Genomic DNA, 16,922 nt, shown 5'->3' on the forward strand with positions numbered 1-16,922 from the left:
TGAAATATTATAAAAAGTAAGCAAATATATAATAACAAAATAAGCGCGAATGATCTTTCATCCGCGCTTATTTTATTATTAAGGAATATTTAAATATTTGTGGGTTTGTAAGGAAATATTCCACTTTGGATTATCCTTTACATAATCAATAATAAGTGGTGTAACCTCTGCTGCTTTTGACCATTCAGGTTGTAAATAAAGCTTGCAATTTGGTGCTGCTAATGCGGCATGCTCTTCAGCCCATAGGAAATCAGATTTGTTAAAAACAATAACTTTCAATTCACCAGCAGCTGCTAAAACTTCTGGTCTCGGACCTTTAAATTTCTTTGGAGATAGACAAATCCAATCCCAATCTCCGCTTAATGGATATGCTCCCGAGGTTTCGATAAAAGTTTCAATTCCTTCCTCTTTCAAACGTCTCGTCAGCAAATCTAAATTATAGATTAAAGGCTCACCACCTGTAATGACAACTGTTTTTGAGGGATGAGTTTTTGAATTATTTACAATTGTTTCAACAGAAGTAAGAGGATGTAAATCAGCATCCCAACTTTCCTTGACATCACACCAGTGGCAACCTACGTCACAACCTCCAAGACGTATGAAATATGCAGCTTTTCCAGTATGATATCCTTCACCTTGAATAGTGTAAAAATCCTCCATTAGAGGTAATAATGATCCGTCTTCAGGAACTTGATGTGACATTCTATAATTATTAGAGTGCAAAGGTACGATTATTTGCTATTATGTCATTGGCCATATGTGTCTAATGTAGATGTGCATTGGTTATTTAATTGTCAAAATGTTATATTTGATTTTAGCCAATCGTAATTATGAGCGTCTTCCTAAGAGCTATTATCTATGTTATATTCTTAGTCCACAGTATAGAGGTATTTGCAGATGGCTCAAAAGACTTATACCCCAATGGAGTTAGGGGCGGGCGAGCTTTCATGGAAAGTATAACTTATCAAAGTGGTATATTAACTCATATTTATTATAATCATGCAAGACATTTTGCTTATCTACAGAAGGATGAAACACTTGCTGTGGCATCAAGTGCACAAGGTGTTAGAGGAGGAACAATTCGTATAGTAAGTCCTTCTGGAAGACAATATTCAACAGGAAACGATGTGTTGGGAAAAATTAGTGGATCTGCTGGCTTCACAAATAGACAAGCAGAATTAGCAGGACCACGAGTAGGGTACCAACCTTTTGAAATAACAGCTCAAGAGGATGGAATATGGATGATTGAATTTTTAACTCCAGATAGCACAGCTAATAATAATGCTATTCCTAACGTAGGAGCAAATGATAATTGGACTCAGCCCGATAATCAAAATGTAATAGCTGCTTGGGACGTTTCTGTGAGAAACAAATCAGACACAGAGTGGTTAGGTGGTCGAGTGTTTGTCAATGTATTGAATCTACACATACATGGCGACAATATGGCAAACATTAATCGCGCCTATTTTGGGGTAAATTATGTATTAACAAAAGATGGTTATTATTATAAGGTGGACGGAAATGGCAGTATAGGACTGAAGTTTACCTATTTTGTTAATAATTCAGGGATTTTAAATTCAGATAATACACCAAGTTATAAGAGCTCGACAGAAGGATACAATGCTCATCTTCATAATCCCAATTCAAAAGATATTGGAAATGAATTCGTAACGCACAAAATATTTTACACCGTGCCTAATGCAGACTTGCCGCAAAATAGTCATAGTGCGTTGGGATCAACTTGGTTGCTGAACGAAGTGCAGATTCCTAGTGTTAAAAATATTAAGGTAGGTAGTTCAGAATCTACCGAAAATAATATAAATACAAAGGGAAGTGAAATTTCATTTCACACTAATTATGCTGGAAGATATAAGGTAATAGTTAGGAGTATCGATGAAAATATTAATTTCATTCCATGGGAATCAATAGTACAAGGAGAGATAGGAGAAAATAAATTTGTTTGGCCTGGAATTGATGGTGATGGAAATTTAGTGCCAGGTGGTTCTTATACTATTCAAGTTAGTATTTCATCTATTGAGGGAGAAGTTCATTTTCCTTATTTTGACATGGAAACAAATCCTAATGGGTTAAAGTTAGAAAGGCTAAATAGAGATAATGGATTACTAGAGCCAGCAATTATATATTGGGATGATAGTAATATTCCTCGTGGTAATAACATAGCTGAACATTCTAATCCCATAGTGAATCTGGAAGGGATTTTAAGTAATGTCAATGGACACCGTTGGGGAACATATACTGTGTCTTCAGGAAGTGCTAATAATAATCTATTTACTGGTTCAAATAGTTTTGGCAATAATATGGCTATGAATACTTGGTCGTATGCTGTTCATGTAGAAGAGTTGTCAGAAAAGGAAATAGTAGTAGAAGTTGCTGATTTAGAAGTTGTCTCTCTTTTGGCAGATAAAGATACCATTGAACTGAATGAAAGGGTTAATTTTACAGCTAAAGTAAGAAATAATGGACCTTCAGATGTTATTAATGGTAAATTTGAATTCAGTTTACCTTTAGGTTTCCAAATTGAAAATGTCACTTTGGAAACTAATGATTGTGCAAGTATTGGTTCAATAAATAAATTCAACAATACTTTAACTCTGACTCTAAATATAGAAAATGGTTGTGAAGCTACATTTCTTATTAGCGCTTTCGCAAATAATGTTCCTGATGATATTTATGGTCATGTACTTGCAGAGGCAGGAGTAGTTAGACCTAAAGGTTACACTGATCCAGATGCAACGCTTAACAATATTGCAGAATTAGATCCTAAGTCTGCACGTGAAGAATGTGCTCCGAGTGGCTGTAATAATACAAAGACAAACGCAGATGTATTTTTGCTGGAACCTATAAATGAAAGAGGGAAAATTTCACTCCTAAAAGAGGTAAGGCATGTAGATAGCAATGGTTTTGGATTTCAGGAAGCTGGTGAGATATTAGAATATAAATTTACAATTCGTAATGTCGGTCAGGTGAATATTTCTGAATTAGTTATTCTGGATTCATTATTATCTCCTTCTCGTTTACCCTTAGATGAAGTGGTGTTAGCTGTTGGTCAAGAGTTCGATATCGTTGTTCCATATACAATTACAGATGAAGATGTGAATAGAAAATTTATTATAAATAGAGCTTTCGTTGTAGGGAAAAATCCAAGAAACTTTGATGTCAAAGATATTTCTGGTACAACCTATACGAATGATGACAGTACAAAAATTGATATTGATAAGCTTCCTGTAATACAATTAAAAAAATCTGTTGTAAATCGTGGTACAGGTGAAAATAATCAATTCACAGTAAATGATACGATAATATATCGCTTTGAAATACTACATCAAGGGGATGTTGGTATTCAGGATATTAAGTTATTTGATAATCTATTATTCACTTCATCACACACAGTTTCACCTAATCAAGTTAGTAACAAAACTATTTTTGTCGAATTCCCCTATCACATCACAAGTGCAGATATCAGTAGAGGGTATATAGAAAATTCTGCAGTGGTGGAGGCGAAAGATGTAAAATATGCGAATCTTCTTAGAGATACTTCTGGGAATACATTTTTAGATAACCAGAAAACAATAACTATAGTTGCAAAACCTCCAATAGCTTTGCCAGACTACATAGAAATCTTTCAAAGCCAAAATGCATCACTCCAAATTCTTGCAAACGATCAAAAGGGTAGCAGTGGTTGGGAAAATGGGAGAATTGAGATTATAGAACAACCATCAATGGGCAGTCTGTCGATAAATGGTGTGGATATATATTTTACACAACATAATAATCTCGAAAGTGGAACAGATTATTTTACATATCGCATTATTGATAATAGTATACTCTCAAGTGAGATTGTTCGTGTAGATATTGAAATAATTAAGACAATCCCCGTTACAGTTAATGATTATTTCATTCAGAACTATAATACAAAAATAAAAATCAATCCAACCTTAAATGATTATGTAGCGTATTCTGAACTTGATTTAGAAAGTATTAGTGTAATTAACCAGCCTTCAAATGGCACATTAGTTTATCTGGGAAAAGGCGAGTTCAGCTATGAGTCTGATAAAACATTTTCTGGAGTAGATGATTTTACTTACCGGATAATGGATAAAAATGGTAATTGGTCCGAGCCCGCAAATGTAAAAATTGAAATTTCTGGAATATTGATACCTAATGTAATTACACCTAATGGAGATGGTTTAAATGATTTTTTTGAGATCATTGGATTATATCAATTCGAAAGTGTAGAGTTGCAAGTTTTTGATAGATTCAAAAATTTAATCTATCAAAATTCAAATTATCAAAATAATTGGGAGGTAAATTCTACTGTGCGTGATGGAACTTATTTTTATATCTTAAAGTTGAACAAAATAGGAGAGCGACCTATAATTCGGAAGGGATCGCTATTAATTACACGAGAAATGTTGAATTAAACTATTCATGCCATTCTTCACGTCCTAAAGGTTTTTTATTCTCCAAATTTGGATATGATTCCTCTAATTCACCACTATCCTGAATAGAAGGTAATTTTGGTTGTCCTGCATCAATCCATACCGAATACCAAAACGATGATACCGCATGTATTGCAGATTTGAACCGACGCTGTACCATTCCGTTCATCGCAAGATCGTAAGCTTTGACATATTTGTCCGAATAGGTTTGAATCAGTTGATTGTTGCGCTCGATATATGATCTTATTTCTGTTGATTTAAATGTGTTGGACAGATTTTTCTCTATCTGCAATATGGAGTCAACCAGCGCATTACTTTCGCGTACAATTTTCCACGCGTATTCTACTGGATCTTTAATGTATTGCGCAGGACCTATGAATAAATCATACTGACCCATATACATTTCGGGAATACGTGTTTCCCAGAGCACATGAATACCAATTTGATTGGTGTTGACCATTGTAATTACTGGTTGTATGCAGTGGCACATGCGCATCTGCTACATAATGTCCTAAGTCCGCACTCAATTGAACTATTCTTTTATTGTTTTTGGTTTTGAACGCCTCCACCAAATTCAAGTAAGTTCTATTAATTTGCCAAGGAACAATACCTTGAGTAAGCAATTTCTTTTCATTTAGTTTTTCTTTAGCCTTAGACCAATGAATGGGAATGCTATCAATATGATCGTATTTGTCCAAATCAATATAATGCTTTGGGCCTTCGATTGTATCAACATAACATCTTTTATCCGCATCAACTGCCTTTGAAGTTATTTGTTTAATATGTGTTTTATAATAGGAAGCTAATTCTGTTGGAAGTAGAAAAACGGCCGTTTCATTGATTTTTTTATGCGGATTGAATCCCCAAGAACAAAACAGTAGGATAATACCTATCGATAAAAGATGAAAGTGATTCATAATTAGTGGATTATGTACTATAATTTATGAAAAATTTTTAATTAAAAGTAGTTTAATATGAATTTATGACCTTATTTAATAAAATTATGTATTTTCGACTCACATTATATTGCTATACATGAAGATACTTTATGCTATTCAGGGGACAGGAAACGGGCATTTGTGCCGAGCTATGGATATTATTCCTTGTCTGCAACAGTTTGGTACAGTTGATGTGCTTATGAGTGGTATTCAGGCGGATATTTGTATGCCCTTTGATATCAAATATAGACTTCATGGGTTAAGTTTTATCTTCGGGAAATCTGGCGGAGTTGATTTATGGAAGACTTTTATGAGTTCGACTGTACGTAAGCTCTTGCAAGAAGTAAATGAAGTGCCTGTGCAAGATTATGACCTTGTAATTAATGACTTTGAACCGATTACAGCTTGGGCGTGTCAGACAAAAGATCTTCCATGTATAGGGTTGAGTCATCAGATAGGCGCAATGCATCCTAATAGTCCAAAGCCCGAAGAGACGGATATGATGGGTAAATTCATTATGAAAAATTATGCGCCCGTATCACAAGCATATGGATTTCATTTTAAGCAATACCATAAATCAATTTTTACACCAGTCATTCGTGAGCCAATCCGCAAATTAGAACCTACAAATTTGGGACATTACACTGTTTATTTGCCAAGTTATGATGATGCGCATTTGTTGAAGCATTTAACCAAATTTTCAGATGTGCAATGGGAAGTTTTTTCGAAGCATAATAATAAACCATTACATGTCAAGAATGTGAAAATTCAGCCTATCGATAACGATGCATTTGTGAAAAGTATGGCTTCAGCAGAAGGAGTGTTATGCGGAGCAGGATTTGAAACACCAGCGGAAGCCTTATATCTAGGTAAAAAAGTACTGGCTATTCCAATGAAAAATCAATACGAACAACATCTAAATGCCGCTGCACTAGAAGATATTGGAATTCCAATAATTAAAAGTTTAAAAAAGAAATATGAGTACGATATAGAGGTTTGGTTAAACAGCACGAATAAAGTCAAAGTGGATTATCCAAACAATACTATGCAAATTGTAGAATCAATTATATCTAAAAATACATGAAATTAAAATTTATTTACGCCTTATTATTTTTTGGTGCTGCCGTCCATAATGTAGATGCCCAAACCAAAAAGAAAACTAATTCCACAACAAATAAAACGGCTAAATCTGTTGCTACCACAGTTCAACCCTTTGCTTTAAAATCAACGAAAGATTCTTTATCGTATGCTTTGGGTGTAGATGTTTCTAAAAATCTAAAAAATGCGGGATTTGAAATTACATCTGAAGTTTTCCTCAAAGGATTGAATTCTGCGTTAAAAGGAGATTCATTGTTGTTGACTGAAGACCAAAATATGGATGTGATTCAAAAGGAATTCACCAAAATATACGAAAGAAAGAATGCAGAGCTAAAGAAACCAGGTGAAGAATTTTTAGCTAAAAATAAACAAAGACCAGAAGTCAAATCTACTCCAGAAGGTGTACAATATGAAGTCTTGAAAGAAGGAGAGGGGCCGCAACCTACTTCAGAATCTGAAGTGGAAGTTCATTACAAAGGTACATTGATCGACGGGACACAGTTTGATAGTTCTTATGACCGTAACGAATCATTGACGTTAAATTTGAATCGTGTGATTGAGGGTTGGAAAATTGGTATTCCGTTGATGAAGGTTGGTTCTAAGTACAAGTTTTATGTGCCGTATCATTTAGCTTATGGCGAACGTGCAACAGGTTCTATTCCAGCTTATAGTGTGCTAATCTTTGAGGTTGAACTTTTAGGTATAAAATAATATATGCGCTACAATAAGTTAGGTAAATCGGATATTTTAATTTCAGAAGTAGGCTTTGGATGCATGTCTTTACAAGCTGCAAATACGTCCGAAAATGAATATTTAATTCATAAAGCCATTGCTTCGGGCATTAATTATTTCGATACAGCTGACTTATATGATTTTGGTGAGAATGAAAAGCTGCTCGGTAATGCCCTAAAGGGCAATCGAGATAAGGTAGTTTTAGCTACCAAAGTTGGGAATAAATGGAATGCGGACAAATATGGCTGGACTTGGGATGTATCAAAAGATTATATCAATCAAGCTATCGAAGACTCGCTGACAAGGCTTCAGACAGATTATGTTGATCTTTATCAAATACATGGTGGAACTATAGAAGATAATTTTGATGAGGTTATAGAAACTTTAGAAAATTTGGTTTCGAGTGGAAAGATAAGAGTGTATGGGATTTCATCTATTCGCCCAAATGTGTTTTTACGATTTGCTAAAGATTCGAATATGGTTTCTAATATGTTGCAATATAGCCTTTTAGATACTCGACCAGAACCTTATTTGAAGGAGTTTGAAAATGAGAATATTTCAATTTTGTCAAGAGGTGCATTTGCACAGGGTTTATTAGTTGGAAAGTCCCCAAAATCCTACTTAGAGCATAGCGAAACTGAAGTTGCTAATATTATTCAAAACGTTCAGGACGTTTCGAATCAATTAGATATTTCTAAGGAATCCATAGCACTTTCCTATTTATTACGTTACAAGAAAATCACATCAGCTGTGATCGGTGTTCGCACTCAGCATCACCTAGACAAGTTGATCCTAGCTGTGCAAGAATTAGAAAATCTTCAAATCGATTTTGATTTATGGGATATTCCAAAAATTAAATATACTGCGCATATATAATAAACAGAGCAGGCGGGATTAAAGAATCTCGCCTGCTCTGTTTATATTTTTTTTTGTTTCTTAATTACTCGTAATTTCTAAGATCGAACTTTTTATACTACCTCTCAAGTACCAATCTAATCCGACTTTCATTAAATAATCCCCAGAGAAAGTCTGTTCATTTCTATTGAATTGAGGTTTTTGATTTGGCATCAAATTGATTTCTTTAATGATGTATTTTTTATTCGGATCCAAACCTTTCAAGACTAGTTTGCTAAACACATCACCAGAAAGTATATTCAGGTTGTAATTGGAACAATACAGCTTTAGATTTATCCTCAGAAATAGTCATCCATGCTGCAGAATTGTTGTTGTAAGGAGATATTAAACGATAAATTTCACCCTGACCAATCACTGTTTGTAGTCTGTTGAAATTCTTTACTGCTTCTTGGTAATAAGTTAATTCGTCTCCGCTAAATTTCTCTAATTCGATATCAAAACCTAATTTCCCGCTCATTGCTACGTCTGTACGGAATTTGATCGGCTGTTTACCCCAAGATGTTACGTGTGCACACTGTGCTGCAAAAGGGAAAAAGTACGAGTACGAATATTGCAAGTACACGCGCTGCAATCCATCTGTATTATCACTTGGCCAAAATTCTTGGAAGTACTTCAAACCACCGTATTCTGCTCTACCGCCACCGCCGCTACACCACATCATTTCTAATTCTGGATATTTGCCTCTGAAGCGCTAAAGAACACTGTATAAACCATTCACATAGTCTACGAAAAGATTATTCTGATTATCCTTCAGGTAAGGTGAGTGTTGGTTAGTCATGTAGCGATTACAATCCCACTTGATGTACGCGATGTCCTTGCCATCTTGCATGATTTTATCCAATACATTGTAGACGTAATCTTGGACTTTTGGATTAGTCATATTTAATACCAATTGTTGTCTACGCTCATGAATATCACGATTTGGAAGTTTCAATACCCAGTCAGGGTGTTTTTCGTACAACTCACTTTTTGCACTGATCATTTCTGGCTCAACCCAGATACCAAATTTCACACCTTTATCATGCGCTAATTTTACGAGATGTCCAATTCCATTTAGCAATTTTTCCTTGTTTGGTTCCCAGTCACCTAAACTTGTATGGTCATTATTACGTGGATATTTGTTACCAAACCATCCATCGTCTAGCAAGAATAAATCAACTCCAAGTTTTTTAGCATCGCCAAACATATGATCTAGTTTTTTCTCATCAAAGTCAAAATAGGTAGCTTCCCAGTTATTTAACAATGTTGTTCTCATTTCACGACCTTTATAGATACCGTAGTCCAAAGCCCATTTGTATAAATTACGACTTGCTTGACCTTTACCTTTCGTCGTAAAGGTATAGATGAATGAAGGTGTCTTAAATTCTTTGCCTGCGGCCAAATTATATGCAGAAGAATAGTTGTTGATACCATGAAGGATTTGAAATTTCCTGACCAAGCGAGAGTATCTGCAATGACAGTTCCTTCATCTTCTGTTGCGGGTTTGTCAACAGATAATAAGAATGATGGTAAATCAAAGTTTGTAGCTCTTGTCTCTAATTTTGATTCTATTCGGTGAATTCCTTGTGGAAGTAAAACCTCTTCGTTGCGCATTTCATTGATCCAATCGCCGTAAAAGTGTTTCAAATAATACTTTTCTGCATTCAATTGCAATGCTGCTGAAGCTTAATTTTCTAATACTACCGTCTGCTTGTTTTATCAGCAAAGCTGGCTCGCGAATGGTGTTCATTCCACCTGTTATCCATGTGTCAATTTCCGTATTTGGCAATTGCTGATAATCTCCTTTATTGGATAAAGCTTCACCCAAATATATTTGTTGTAAAGTTTTGGCTGAACTTACACGAAATACTAGCGCAGAGTTTTGCGTTTCAATCACAATATCTTGGCCTTTTGAATGGAAAGATATTGTAAAGATCAGAAGAAGACTAAATCCAAATTTTGAAACAAAAGCATTTAGATTGGTTGATTTTTGTTTACTCATAATGTTGTTATGTTGATTATAAAAATGGCTTGCTAAAACAGTAATAATTTTACCTTATAGATTAAATAAATCAAAGTGTAATGCTATTGTTACTAAAATTGTAATATAATAAAAACACTTTTTAATCTTAAAATTAATTTTAGCAATGTTATGCAAAATTAATTTATAACTCGTTGTACTGATAAAAATAGATGGTAGCACAAAAAAAATTAGCGCCAACATTTACCTAAATGTTGGCGACAATTAAAACAATTATAAATTTTATGGGATCGGATATTTAATAAGTAGAATAAGCGCTATCAATGTCATTGACAACATCTCTTTGAGCCAATAGCGTATTCGTTGATTTCTTTAATATTTTTGAGCTGGCTAAATATGATGGATCTTCAGCATAAATAAACACCATAGTTCCATTCTTTATTGTATTAATGATAGGTTTATTCACTTCGCGTGGCAGAGCAGGACAACCGTAGCTTCTCCCTAATCTACCTGTGGCATTAATGACAGATTGACTGCAATAATCCGCACCATGTATCACTACCGCTCTTGGTTTTGCTTGGTCATTAATTCCTTTTTCCAAACCGTGTAACACCAATGAATAGCCATTTCCACCCATATAGGTGTTTTCTGTCGTATAAAATCCTAAAGAACTTTGAAACGAACCGTGACTATTTGAAAACGAAGTAGCATATTTTTCGCCACTATTTCGGCCGTGTGATACAATTGTATTATACAGTACTTTCTTATTTTTCATGTCGATGACATGCATGCGTTTTTCTGTAGATGGCAGTGTAAAGTCTATAACCGTGATAATATCTTTGTTTTTAAATTCCAAATTTTCATAACCTATCATCGCTTTATCGAAGGCTTCGAATTTTAATTTACCGGCAAGACCAATTTCCTCATATAAGATTTCAGATTCAGATCTCGTATCTACATAAGCGGAATCTTTTTCAATTTTATTTGGAATATTCGCCGTTACTTGCGGCTGAAGGTAGGTTGCTGCGGTTTGACTGATTATAGTAACAAGTCCTATACAGGTTGTTACTAAAGTAATAATTTTTGTTTTTCTCATAAGCGCACTTTATCCTTTCGTGATGTACAAAATTCGTTATCAATTATTTATAAAAGTGTTAAGAAATGTTAAATCCTTAACTTATGGTTAATCTATGACAATTACTAACGAAGAATAAGGTTTCACCCAGTCATAAATAAACTTTGAATGTGAGGAAGCATTGCGAACACACATATGTGAACGCGGCACTGTACCTAGACTCCAGCTAGTCTCAATTATCTGTCCTTTTGGATTATTAACAGGGACACCATGTATATACGCTCCATTTGTAAAACGTGATGCCCAAGGCGCAAATCCTTCAATACTTGTCGTACCATCCTTGTAATAAAACATCTTCGCTTTCTGTTCTTGCACCAAAAACATTCCTACAGGAGTTTCCATTGCATATGGAGGATTATGCTTGCCAGTGGTTGCTTTATTCATGCTACGGATGTACCATGTGTCATCAATATGATCCAACGCACAGATATTTTGATTGGTAACATCAATTACCACTATATGTTTGAATGATAATGTGTCGCCTAAAGCTTTTACATATCGTTTTGGAATATCCCATTCACCTTCAAAATTGCTTAAACCTTTTACACGAACCATTTTGAGCGTATCGCTAGATAAAATTTTGACTAATGAGCCATCACGACCATAAATCGATGGAAGTTTAGTTTCGCCAACTTGGTATAGGGGAGCAGACTGATAACGTTCTGTGCCCAACGTGTCTGACACTCTTTTGTACGCATTTCGTTTGAAATTTGCTACTGTAGGTGCTTCGCCATGTTTGTTTTTGTAATTTGAAACCAATCCATATTGGTTATGCTCACGCTGAAAATTCTCGATATAAGCTAGTTTTTCTTTGATCTTTTCCCATTGAAAAACGCGGAACGTGTCATTGTATTCATATTTGTCCTCGAGTGTGTATTTGTCGTATTTCAGCTCTTTTTTGAGTTTTATATCCGCAGCAGTTCTTGCACGTTTTTTTTCGGCTTCTTCCTGCTCTTTGCGTACATTTTCAATACTGTCTTGTTTAGCTTTTTCAATCTCTTCGGGTGTTTTCTCTTTTTTCGAAGAATTACAAGAGATGATAAATTGGGTGATAAATGCAAATAGTAGTATGTAGCGCATATAGCGTATAATTGATTTTAATGTAAGTGATTAAATCAAATATATTAAAATTAAATTATTGGGAATAATTTTGTTTCAATCTCTCGATCAAATAATTGCAACTTATCGAAGAAAGGCCTTGTTTGCGGATTTTGTGCGATTATATAAGGAATAAAGTAGTTTTCCTTTTGCGTATGCAATACGTAATAGCCAAATAATAAACCATTGTTCTTTTGCACAGATTTTACTTCCGAAACTCTTTTTACGTCGTTTAATAAATTGAAATTCTGAACCTTGTTGTTGTTGTCTTCAACTTGAATTTCATGTGTTAGGCTGTTGTAAATCATGCGTTGATTTTTACTTGCTTTCAGATGATTGTTCAAAATGAAAAATTGACCAATCAAATAGAGACTGACAGGGAGCATGATTAAGGCAATTTTGAATTTACTAGCCAATACCATAGTAATTAATAATAGTAATACACCAACGCCAACAGTAATAAGTGTTTTCTTTACAGCAGATTTGTAGATGGATAAAGGGGCACTTATTTCAATAATTTCGGAAGGAGAGGACAATCGTTGAGTCGTACTCCATGATCCAAAAAGATTTAGCTTACGCACAATTGAAAAGATGAGCATAGCAATAAGGGCAACTATAATGATGATTTTTATCATCCAGTATTTTTAATATTGTTCTTTTTCGTTTGGATAATCCTTTGATTTAACATCCGCTACATATTGCGCTGTAGCATTGGTTATTGTGTCAAATAGATTTGCGTATTGACGCAAAAATTTTGGTTTAAAATCTTTTGTCATACCCAACATATCATTGACTACTAATACCTGACCGTCACAACCATTCCCTGCACCGATTCCTACTGTTGGGATTTGCAAGGACTTCGAAACTTCTTCGGCTAATTTAGCTGGAATTTTTTCCAAAACAATAGCAAAACATCCAGCTTCTTGCAATGCTAGAGCATCAGTTTTCAAACGTTCTGCTTCAGCTTCTTCTTTAGCGCGGACACCAAAATCTCCAAACTTGTAGATAGATTGAGGTGTTAACCCCAAATGTCCACATACTGGAATGCCTGCATTCACAATCTTTTTGATATTGTCAATAATCTCTTCACCACCTTCCAATTTCAGTGCATGCGCTCCTGATTCTTTCATCATACGTACAGCTGCTTCGTAAGCTTTTTCGGTAGAACCTTGGTATTCTCCAAAAGGTAAATCAGCCAGTACCATCGCTCTTTTTGCGCCACGCGCTACAGCAGCGGCATGATAGATCATGTGGTCTAATGTGATGGGAAGTGTCGTTTCATAGCCAGCAAACACATTCGCAGCCGAATCACCAACCAAAATAACGTCAACTCCTGCTTCATCCAATGCTCGCGCCATAGAATAATCATAGCTTGTAAGCATACTGATTTTTTCGCCTCTGGCCTTCATATCGCGTAATGCAGAGGTAGTGATACGTTTTATGGGTTTGTGTACAGACATGTTCTCTCTTAGTTTAGTTGCAAAATTATAAATAAAAATAGCTATCCGTTCATAATATTGTAAAAACCTCAAATATCCAAAATACTCGTATTGTTTTGTTATTTTTGCAAGATGACGCAAAACGAAAACCGTTTATTTAAATTTCCGAAGTTCGCAGAACTTATTATTCACGAGGATGACAATCTAATTGTTATTAATAAACCTCCATTTATTGCATCATTGGATCAACGCGAGGGTGGTGAAATCAATATTTTGCGCTTAGCAAAAAAGTATCATGCAGACGCACAAGTTTGTCACCGACTAGATAAAGATACTTCGGGCGTGTTATTGATTGCCAAAAATCCTGAAACCTACCGTTTGGTTTCTATTGAGTTTGAAAAACGTCGTGTCAATAAAATATATCATGCTATTATCCAAGGTACGCATGTCTTTAATGACTTAAAAGTGGATTTACCAATTTTGAATCAAGGAAATAAAAATGTTTCTATTGATAGAGCAAATGGTAAACCCGCGGAGACGATCTTTAATAGCTTGACTTATTTTAAACATTTCACCTTAGTGGAATGTAAACCCATCACGGGTCGTATGCACCAGATACGTATTCACTTAGCGACACAGCATGCTGCCATTGTTGGCGATGCGATGTACCGTGGCAAGCCAGTTTATCTTTCTCAAATCAAAAAACGTGGTTTCACAATGGGAAAAGAACAAGAAGAATTACCAATTATGAAACGTTTTGCTTTACATTCCAAAAAAGTTGATTTTACTATCGATGGCAAGCACTATGCATTCGAAGCTGAGTATCCAAAAGATTTTGCTACTTTACTTAAACAATTGGAGAAATTTGATTCTTAAGTTTTAGATTTAAACTATGGAAAATAAACGTAGTAAAAGACGGATTTGGAATTATGTGATATGGGCTATTTTATTTGGTCTTATATTATTGCCAAGTAGTCGCATTTTTATTCAGCAACAGTTAATGAAATTAGGTTTTTTTAAGCCTAAATTGGAAAATGTAGATAAACCTGCTTCAGAACATAATTCAAGTCAATCGACTTCTGAATCATTAGGAAGGGTGTCATTTAAAGACGAAGCGGGAAAGCTATATAATGTTGATGAGCTAAAAGGTAAAGTATTATTTATCAATTTTTGGGCGACTTGGTGTCCGCCTTGTAAAGCTGAAATGCCTTCCATTGAAACGTTATATAATAAATTCAAAGGAAACGATAAGGTTCAATTTTTGCTTGTAGAAATTGAAAACGATATAGAAGGGGCAAACAAATTTTTGCAGCAACAGAAACTTAATCTACCTATTGTATATCCTAATAGTAGCATACCTAATGAGTGGCTTTCGGGAGCTATACCAACAACTGTAATTTTAGATAAAAATGGTGAATTAGCTGGAAGAGAGCAAGGTATGCGTGATTACAGTGCAAAATCAATTGAAGATTTTATTCAAAATCTAATAAATCAATAATATTTTATGACCAGACAAGAACTTATCGAGCAGATCAAGGAGAAACGTTCATTCCTTTGTGTAGGTCTTGATACAGATATAACAAAAATTCCTGAACATCTTTTGGGGGAAGAAGACCCTATTTTCACATTCAATAAAGTGATTATAGAGGCTACAGAAGACTTGTGTGTGGCTTATAAACCTAATATTGCTTTCTACGAGAGCTATGGCGTGCAAGGATGGCATTCTTTACAAAAGACATGGCAAATTCTTCCCAAGAATTGTTTTAGTATAGCTGATGCAAAACGTGGTGATATTGGAAATACTTCAAAAATGTACGCGCAAGCATTTTTCGATCAAGCGCAATCTGGAATGTCCTTCGATTCGATTACTATAGCACCTTATATGGGGAAAGATTCGGTTACACCGTTTTTGGATTTCGACGAAAAATGGGCTATTGTGTTGGCTTTAACTTCAAACGAAGGTTCTAAAGATTTTCAAAATTTCACTAATGCAAATGAAAAGCAACTTTTTCAAGAAGTGATAGATAAAGTAAATTGTTGGGGTAGTATAGAAAATCTTATGTACGTGGTAGGAGCGACACGTGGTGAAGCTTTCTTAGAGATACGTAAACATGCGCCTGATCATTTTTTATTAGTGCCTGGTGTTGGTGCACAAGGAGGTTCCTTGCACGAAGTGTGTAAGTATGGAATGAATAAGGACTGCGGTTTATTAGTAAACAGTACACGCGGAATTATTTATGCTTCCTCAGGAAAGGATTATGCTGAAAAGGCACGCGAAGAGGCTATTAAATTACAACAAGAAATGGAAAAGGAATTAATTCTTGCAGGTGTCATTTAATCAAAAACATAATAAAAAATTTAGTAAGCCAGCATCTAAAATGTTGGCTTACTTATAGATAAGATATTTTTTTATATTTTCTTGTTACAATTGACTTTAATTATGTGATGAAAACCACATTTTTTTCTAAAAACTTGTTTCTTATTGATTAATATGTTTGTGACCACTAAAGCTCAATAATCTAGTACTTGTGAAAATTATATAATTTAATGTGAATAAGCTTTTCTTTCTTGTAAAGTGTTGTTTTTTAGGAAAATAAATAAACTATAACCGTTGTAAAAGAATCACTACAATTAGTTAGCAAAATGTTTATGTAAGCTTTTGAAATGTATTTATGTTGTTTATTTGTGTTGTAATTATTACCTAATGTTATTGACAATAGAAATTGTTGTGGTAGTAATTTAATTATTAATGCAACTTTAAACTTACGCTTATGGAAGCTTACAGAAACAGGGTAATTGAATCATTGCAATTATTGGGCGAAATTAGGAATCAATTGTTTACACAAATTGTAAACATTGCCTCAGATGGTGAGTTAAAAGAAATTTTGGATGTATTTGAGGAAGGTGATTATTACGATTTTGAAATGGATCAATTTGAAAATTCTTCAGATGTTAATATTATTAAATTAATGCAGCTTTGTAAGAATATTGAAATGGCCTTTGATAGTATTCAAAATGTTAATGCTGTTGGAGACGAAGAAATTTTCCTGTCTGCATCGTAATTATATTCGAGATTTTTATCTGTCAAAATAGATTATGGTCTTTTTGATAGATATATCCAACGCTTTTTGAGATATTAGTCGTATT

The 16,922-nt window shown here is 34.5% G+C and carries 18 protein-coding genes and 1 pseudogene; 8 read left to right on the forward strand and 11 right to left on the reverse strand.

The window, feature by feature from the left end:
• Positions 1–78: 78 nt before the first annotated feature.
• Positions 79–702 (reverse strand): 7-carboxy-7-deazaguanine synthase QueE, encoded by a 624-nt coding sequence (locus FLS47_RS17625; RefSeq protein WP_149915638.1) that lies wholly within the window; start codon positions 700–702, stop codon positions 79–81.
• 128 nt (positions 703–830) lie between these two features.
• Here FLS47_RS17625 and FLS47_RS17630 point away from each other — a divergent pair, with 128 nt between their 5' ends.
• Positions 831–4,442, forward strand: a complete 3,612-nt coding sequence (locus FLS47_RS17630; RefSeq protein ID WP_149915639.1) for a DUF7507 domain-containing protein — start codon at positions 831–833, stop codon at positions 4,440–4,442.
• Position 4,443: 1 nt separating this feature from the next.
• Here FLS47_RS17630 and FLS47_RS18695 read toward each other — a convergent pair whose 3' ends face one another.
• Positions 4,444–4,857 carry a phospholipase C/P1 nuclease family protein gene (locus FLS47_RS18695; RefSeq protein WP_223225411.1) on the reverse strand — a complete coding sequence of 138 codons (414 nt, stop codon included), beginning with the start codon at positions 4,855–4,857 and terminating at the stop codon, positions 4,444–4,446.
• Entirely contained in the window at positions 4,844–5,377 is a 534-nt protein-coding gene (locus tag FLS47_RS18700; protein WP_223225412.1) for a phospholipase C/P1 nuclease family protein, read from the reverse strand. The genes FLS47_RS18695 and FLS47_RS18700 overlap by 14 nt, the downstream gene beginning before the upstream one ends.
• 118 nt (positions 5,378–5,495) lie before the next feature.
• On the opposite strand from FLS47_RS18700, the gene FLS47_RS17640 reads away from it, so the two are divergent.
• The 3 genes from FLS47_RS17640 to FLS47_RS17650 are packed head-to-tail and all read left to right on the forward strand — an operon-like array spanning position 5,496 to position 8,104.
• A complete protein-coding gene (locus tag FLS47_RS17640) occupies positions 5,496–6,482 on the forward strand; it encodes a glycosyltransferase family protein (protein ID WP_149915640.1) in 987 nt (328 codons plus the stop codon).
• Positions 6,479–7,207 carry an FKBP-type peptidyl-prolyl cis-trans isomerase gene (locus tag FLS47_RS17645; protein WP_149915641.1) on the forward strand — a complete coding sequence of 243 codons (729 nt, stop codon included), beginning with the start codon at positions 6,479–6,481 and terminating at the stop codon, positions 7,205–7,207. The genes FLS47_RS17640 and FLS47_RS17645 overlap by 4 nt, the downstream gene beginning before the upstream one ends.
• Positions 7,208–7,210: 3 nt before the next feature.
• Positions 7,211–8,104: an aldo/keto reductase gene (locus FLS47_RS17650; RefSeq protein ID WP_149915642.1), complete on the forward strand. Its 894-nt coding sequence runs from the start codon at positions 7,211–7,213 to the stop codon at positions 8,102–8,104.
• Positions 8,105–8,164: 60 nt separating this feature from the next.
• On the opposite strand, the gene FLS47_RS18705 is transcribed toward FLS47_RS17650, so the two are convergent.
• The 8 genes and pseudogenes from FLS47_RS18705 to panB form a co-directional block, all read right to left on the reverse strand.
• Complete coding sequence (locus FLS47_RS18705; protein ID WP_223225413.1) at positions 8,165–8,365, reverse strand: GH36 C-terminal domain-containing protein; 201 nt, start codon at positions 8,363–8,365, stop codon at positions 8,165–8,167.
• A 1-nt stretch (position 8,366) separates the two neighbouring features.
• Positions 8,367–9,488 (reverse strand): annotated as a pseudogene (locus FLS47_RS18710) (alpha-galactosidase).
• Entirely contained in the window at positions 9,395–9,769 is a 375-nt protein-coding gene (locus FLS47_RS18715) for a glycoside hydrolase family 36 N-terminal domain-containing protein (RefSeq protein ID WP_262713898.1), read from the reverse strand. The pseudogene FLS47_RS18710 and the gene FLS47_RS18715 overlap by 94 nt, the downstream one beginning before the upstream one ends.
• Positions 9,738–10,124: a hypothetical protein gene (locus tag FLS47_RS18720; protein WP_223225415.1), complete on the reverse strand. Its 387-nt coding sequence runs from the start codon at positions 10,122–10,124 to the stop codon at positions 9,738–9,740. The genes FLS47_RS18715 and FLS47_RS18720 overlap by 32 nt, the downstream gene beginning before the upstream one ends.
• Positions 10,125–10,401: 277 nt before the next feature.
• A complete protein-coding gene (locus tag FLS47_RS17660) occupies positions 10,402–11,199 on the reverse strand; it encodes a murein L,D-transpeptidase catalytic domain family protein (protein ID WP_149915643.1) in 798 nt (265 codons plus the stop codon).
• 87 nt (positions 11,200–11,286) lie between these two features.
• Positions 11,287–12,318 carry a L,D-transpeptidase gene (locus tag FLS47_RS17665; RefSeq protein WP_149915644.1) on the reverse strand — a complete coding sequence of 344 codons (1,032 nt, stop codon included), beginning with the start codon at positions 12,316–12,318 and terminating at the stop codon, positions 11,287–11,289.
• A 50-nt stretch (positions 12,319–12,368) separates the two neighbouring features.
• Positions 12,369–12,971: a hypothetical protein gene (locus FLS47_RS17670; RefSeq protein ID WP_149915645.1), complete on the reverse strand. Its 603-nt coding sequence runs from the start codon at positions 12,969–12,971 to the stop codon at positions 12,369–12,371.
• A 9-nt stretch (positions 12,972–12,980) separates the two neighbouring features.
• The gene (gene panB / locus FLS47_RS17675) at positions 12,981–13,796 is read right to left on the reverse strand and encodes a 3-methyl-2-oxobutanoate hydroxymethyltransferase (RefSeq protein WP_149915646.1); all 816 of its coding nucleotides are present in this window, start codon (positions 13,794–13,796) and stop codon (positions 12,981–12,983) included.
• Positions 13,797–13,907: 111 nt separating this feature from the next.
• Between panB and FLS47_RS17680 the strand changes: the two genes are divergently transcribed.
• The 4 genes from FLS47_RS17680 to FLS47_RS17695 all read left to right on the forward strand — a co-directional run bounded on the left by FLS47_RS17680 (position 13,908) and on the right by FLS47_RS17695 (position 16,837).
• Positions 13,908–14,651, forward strand: a complete 744-nt coding sequence (locus FLS47_RS17680) for an RluA family pseudouridine synthase (protein ID WP_149915647.1) — start codon at positions 13,908–13,910, stop codon at positions 14,649–14,651.
• Positions 14,652–14,667: 16 nt separating this feature from the next.
• Complete coding sequence (locus tag FLS47_RS17685) at positions 14,668–15,273, forward strand: TlpA family protein disulfide reductase (protein WP_149915648.1); 606 nt, start codon at positions 14,668–14,670, stop codon at positions 15,271–15,273.
• A gap of 6 nt (positions 15,274–15,279) precedes the next feature.
• A complete protein-coding gene (gene pyrF, locus FLS47_RS17690; protein ID WP_149915649.1) occupies positions 15,280–16,113 on the forward strand; it encodes an orotidine-5'-phosphate decarboxylase in 834 nt (277 codons plus the stop codon).
• A gap of 433 nt (positions 16,114–16,546) precedes the next feature.
• On the forward strand, positions 16,547–16,837 hold the full coding sequence (locus FLS47_RS17695) for a hypothetical protein (protein WP_149915650.1): 291 nt from the start codon (positions 16,547–16,549) through the stop codon (positions 16,835–16,837).
• The last annotated feature ends 85 nt before the right edge of the window (positions 16,838–16,922 follow it).

This window comes from Sphingobacterium cavernae (genome assembly GCF_008520265.1).
Lineage (GTDB): Bacteria > Bacteroidota > Bacteroidia > Sphingobacteriales > Sphingobacteriaceae > Sphingobacterium > Sphingobacterium cavernae.

What these genes read in the sequence shown, in the direction of transcription:
- FLS47_RS17625 (WP_149915638.1), bottom strand. Translation starts at nt 702, where the DNA reads ATGTCACATCAAGTTCCTGAAGACGGATCATTATTACCTCTAATGGAG.
- FLS47_RS17630 (WP_149915639.1), top strand. Translation starts at nt 831, where the DNA reads ATGAGCGTCTTCCTAAGAGCTATTATCTATGTTATATTCTTAGTCCAC.
- FLS47_RS18695 (WP_223225411.1), bottom strand. Translation starts at nt 4,857, where the DNA reads ATGGGTCAGTATGATTTATTCATAGGTCCTGCGCAATACATTAAAGAT.
- FLS47_RS18700 (WP_223225412.1), bottom strand. Translation starts at nt 5,377, where the DNA reads ATGAATCACTTTCATCTTTTATCGATAGGTATTATCCTACTGTTTTGT.
- FLS47_RS17640 (WP_149915640.1), top strand. Translation starts at nt 5,496, where the DNA reads ATGAAGATACTTTATGCTATTCAGGGGACAGGAAACGGGCATTTGTGC.
- FLS47_RS17645 (WP_149915641.1), top strand. Translation starts at nt 6,479, where the DNA reads ATGAAATTAAAATTTATTTACGCCTTATTATTTTTTGGTGCTGCCGTC.
- FLS47_RS17650 (WP_149915642.1), top strand. Translation starts at nt 7,211, where the DNA reads ATGCGCTACAATAAGTTAGGTAAATCGGATATTTTAATTTCAGAAGTA.
- FLS47_RS18720 (WP_223225415.1), bottom strand. Translation starts at nt 10,124, where the DNA reads ATGAGTAAACAAAAATCAACCAATCTAAATGCTTTTGTTTCAAAATTT.
- FLS47_RS17660 (WP_149915643.1), bottom strand. Translation starts at nt 11,199, where the DNA reads ATGAGAAAAACAAAAATTATTACTTTAGTAACAACCTGTATAGGACTT.
- FLS47_RS17665 (WP_149915644.1), bottom strand. Translation starts at nt 12,318, where the DNA reads ATGCGCTACATACTACTATTTGCATTTATCACCCAATTTATCATCTCT.
- FLS47_RS17670 (WP_149915645.1), bottom strand. Translation starts at nt 12,971, where the DNA reads ATGATAAAAATCATCATTATAGTTGCCCTTATTGCTATGCTCATCTTT.
- panB (WP_149915646.1), bottom strand. Translation starts at nt 13,796, where the DNA reads ATGTCTGTACACAAACCCATAAAACGTATCACTACCTCTGCATTACGC.
- FLS47_RS17680 (WP_149915647.1), top strand. Translation starts at nt 13,908, where the DNA reads ATGACGCAAAACGAAAACCGTTTATTTAAATTTCCGAAGTTCGCAGAA.
- FLS47_RS17685 (WP_149915648.1), top strand. Translation starts at nt 14,668, where the DNA reads ATGGAAAATAAACGTAGTAAAAGACGGATTTGGAATTATGTGATATGG.
- pyrF (WP_149915649.1), top strand. Translation starts at nt 15,280, where the DNA reads ATGACCAGACAAGAACTTATCGAGCAGATCAAGGAGAAACGTTCATTC.
- FLS47_RS17695 (WP_149915650.1), top strand. Translation starts at nt 16,547, where the DNA reads ATGGAAGCTTACAGAAACAGGGTAATTGAATCATTGCAATTATTGGGC.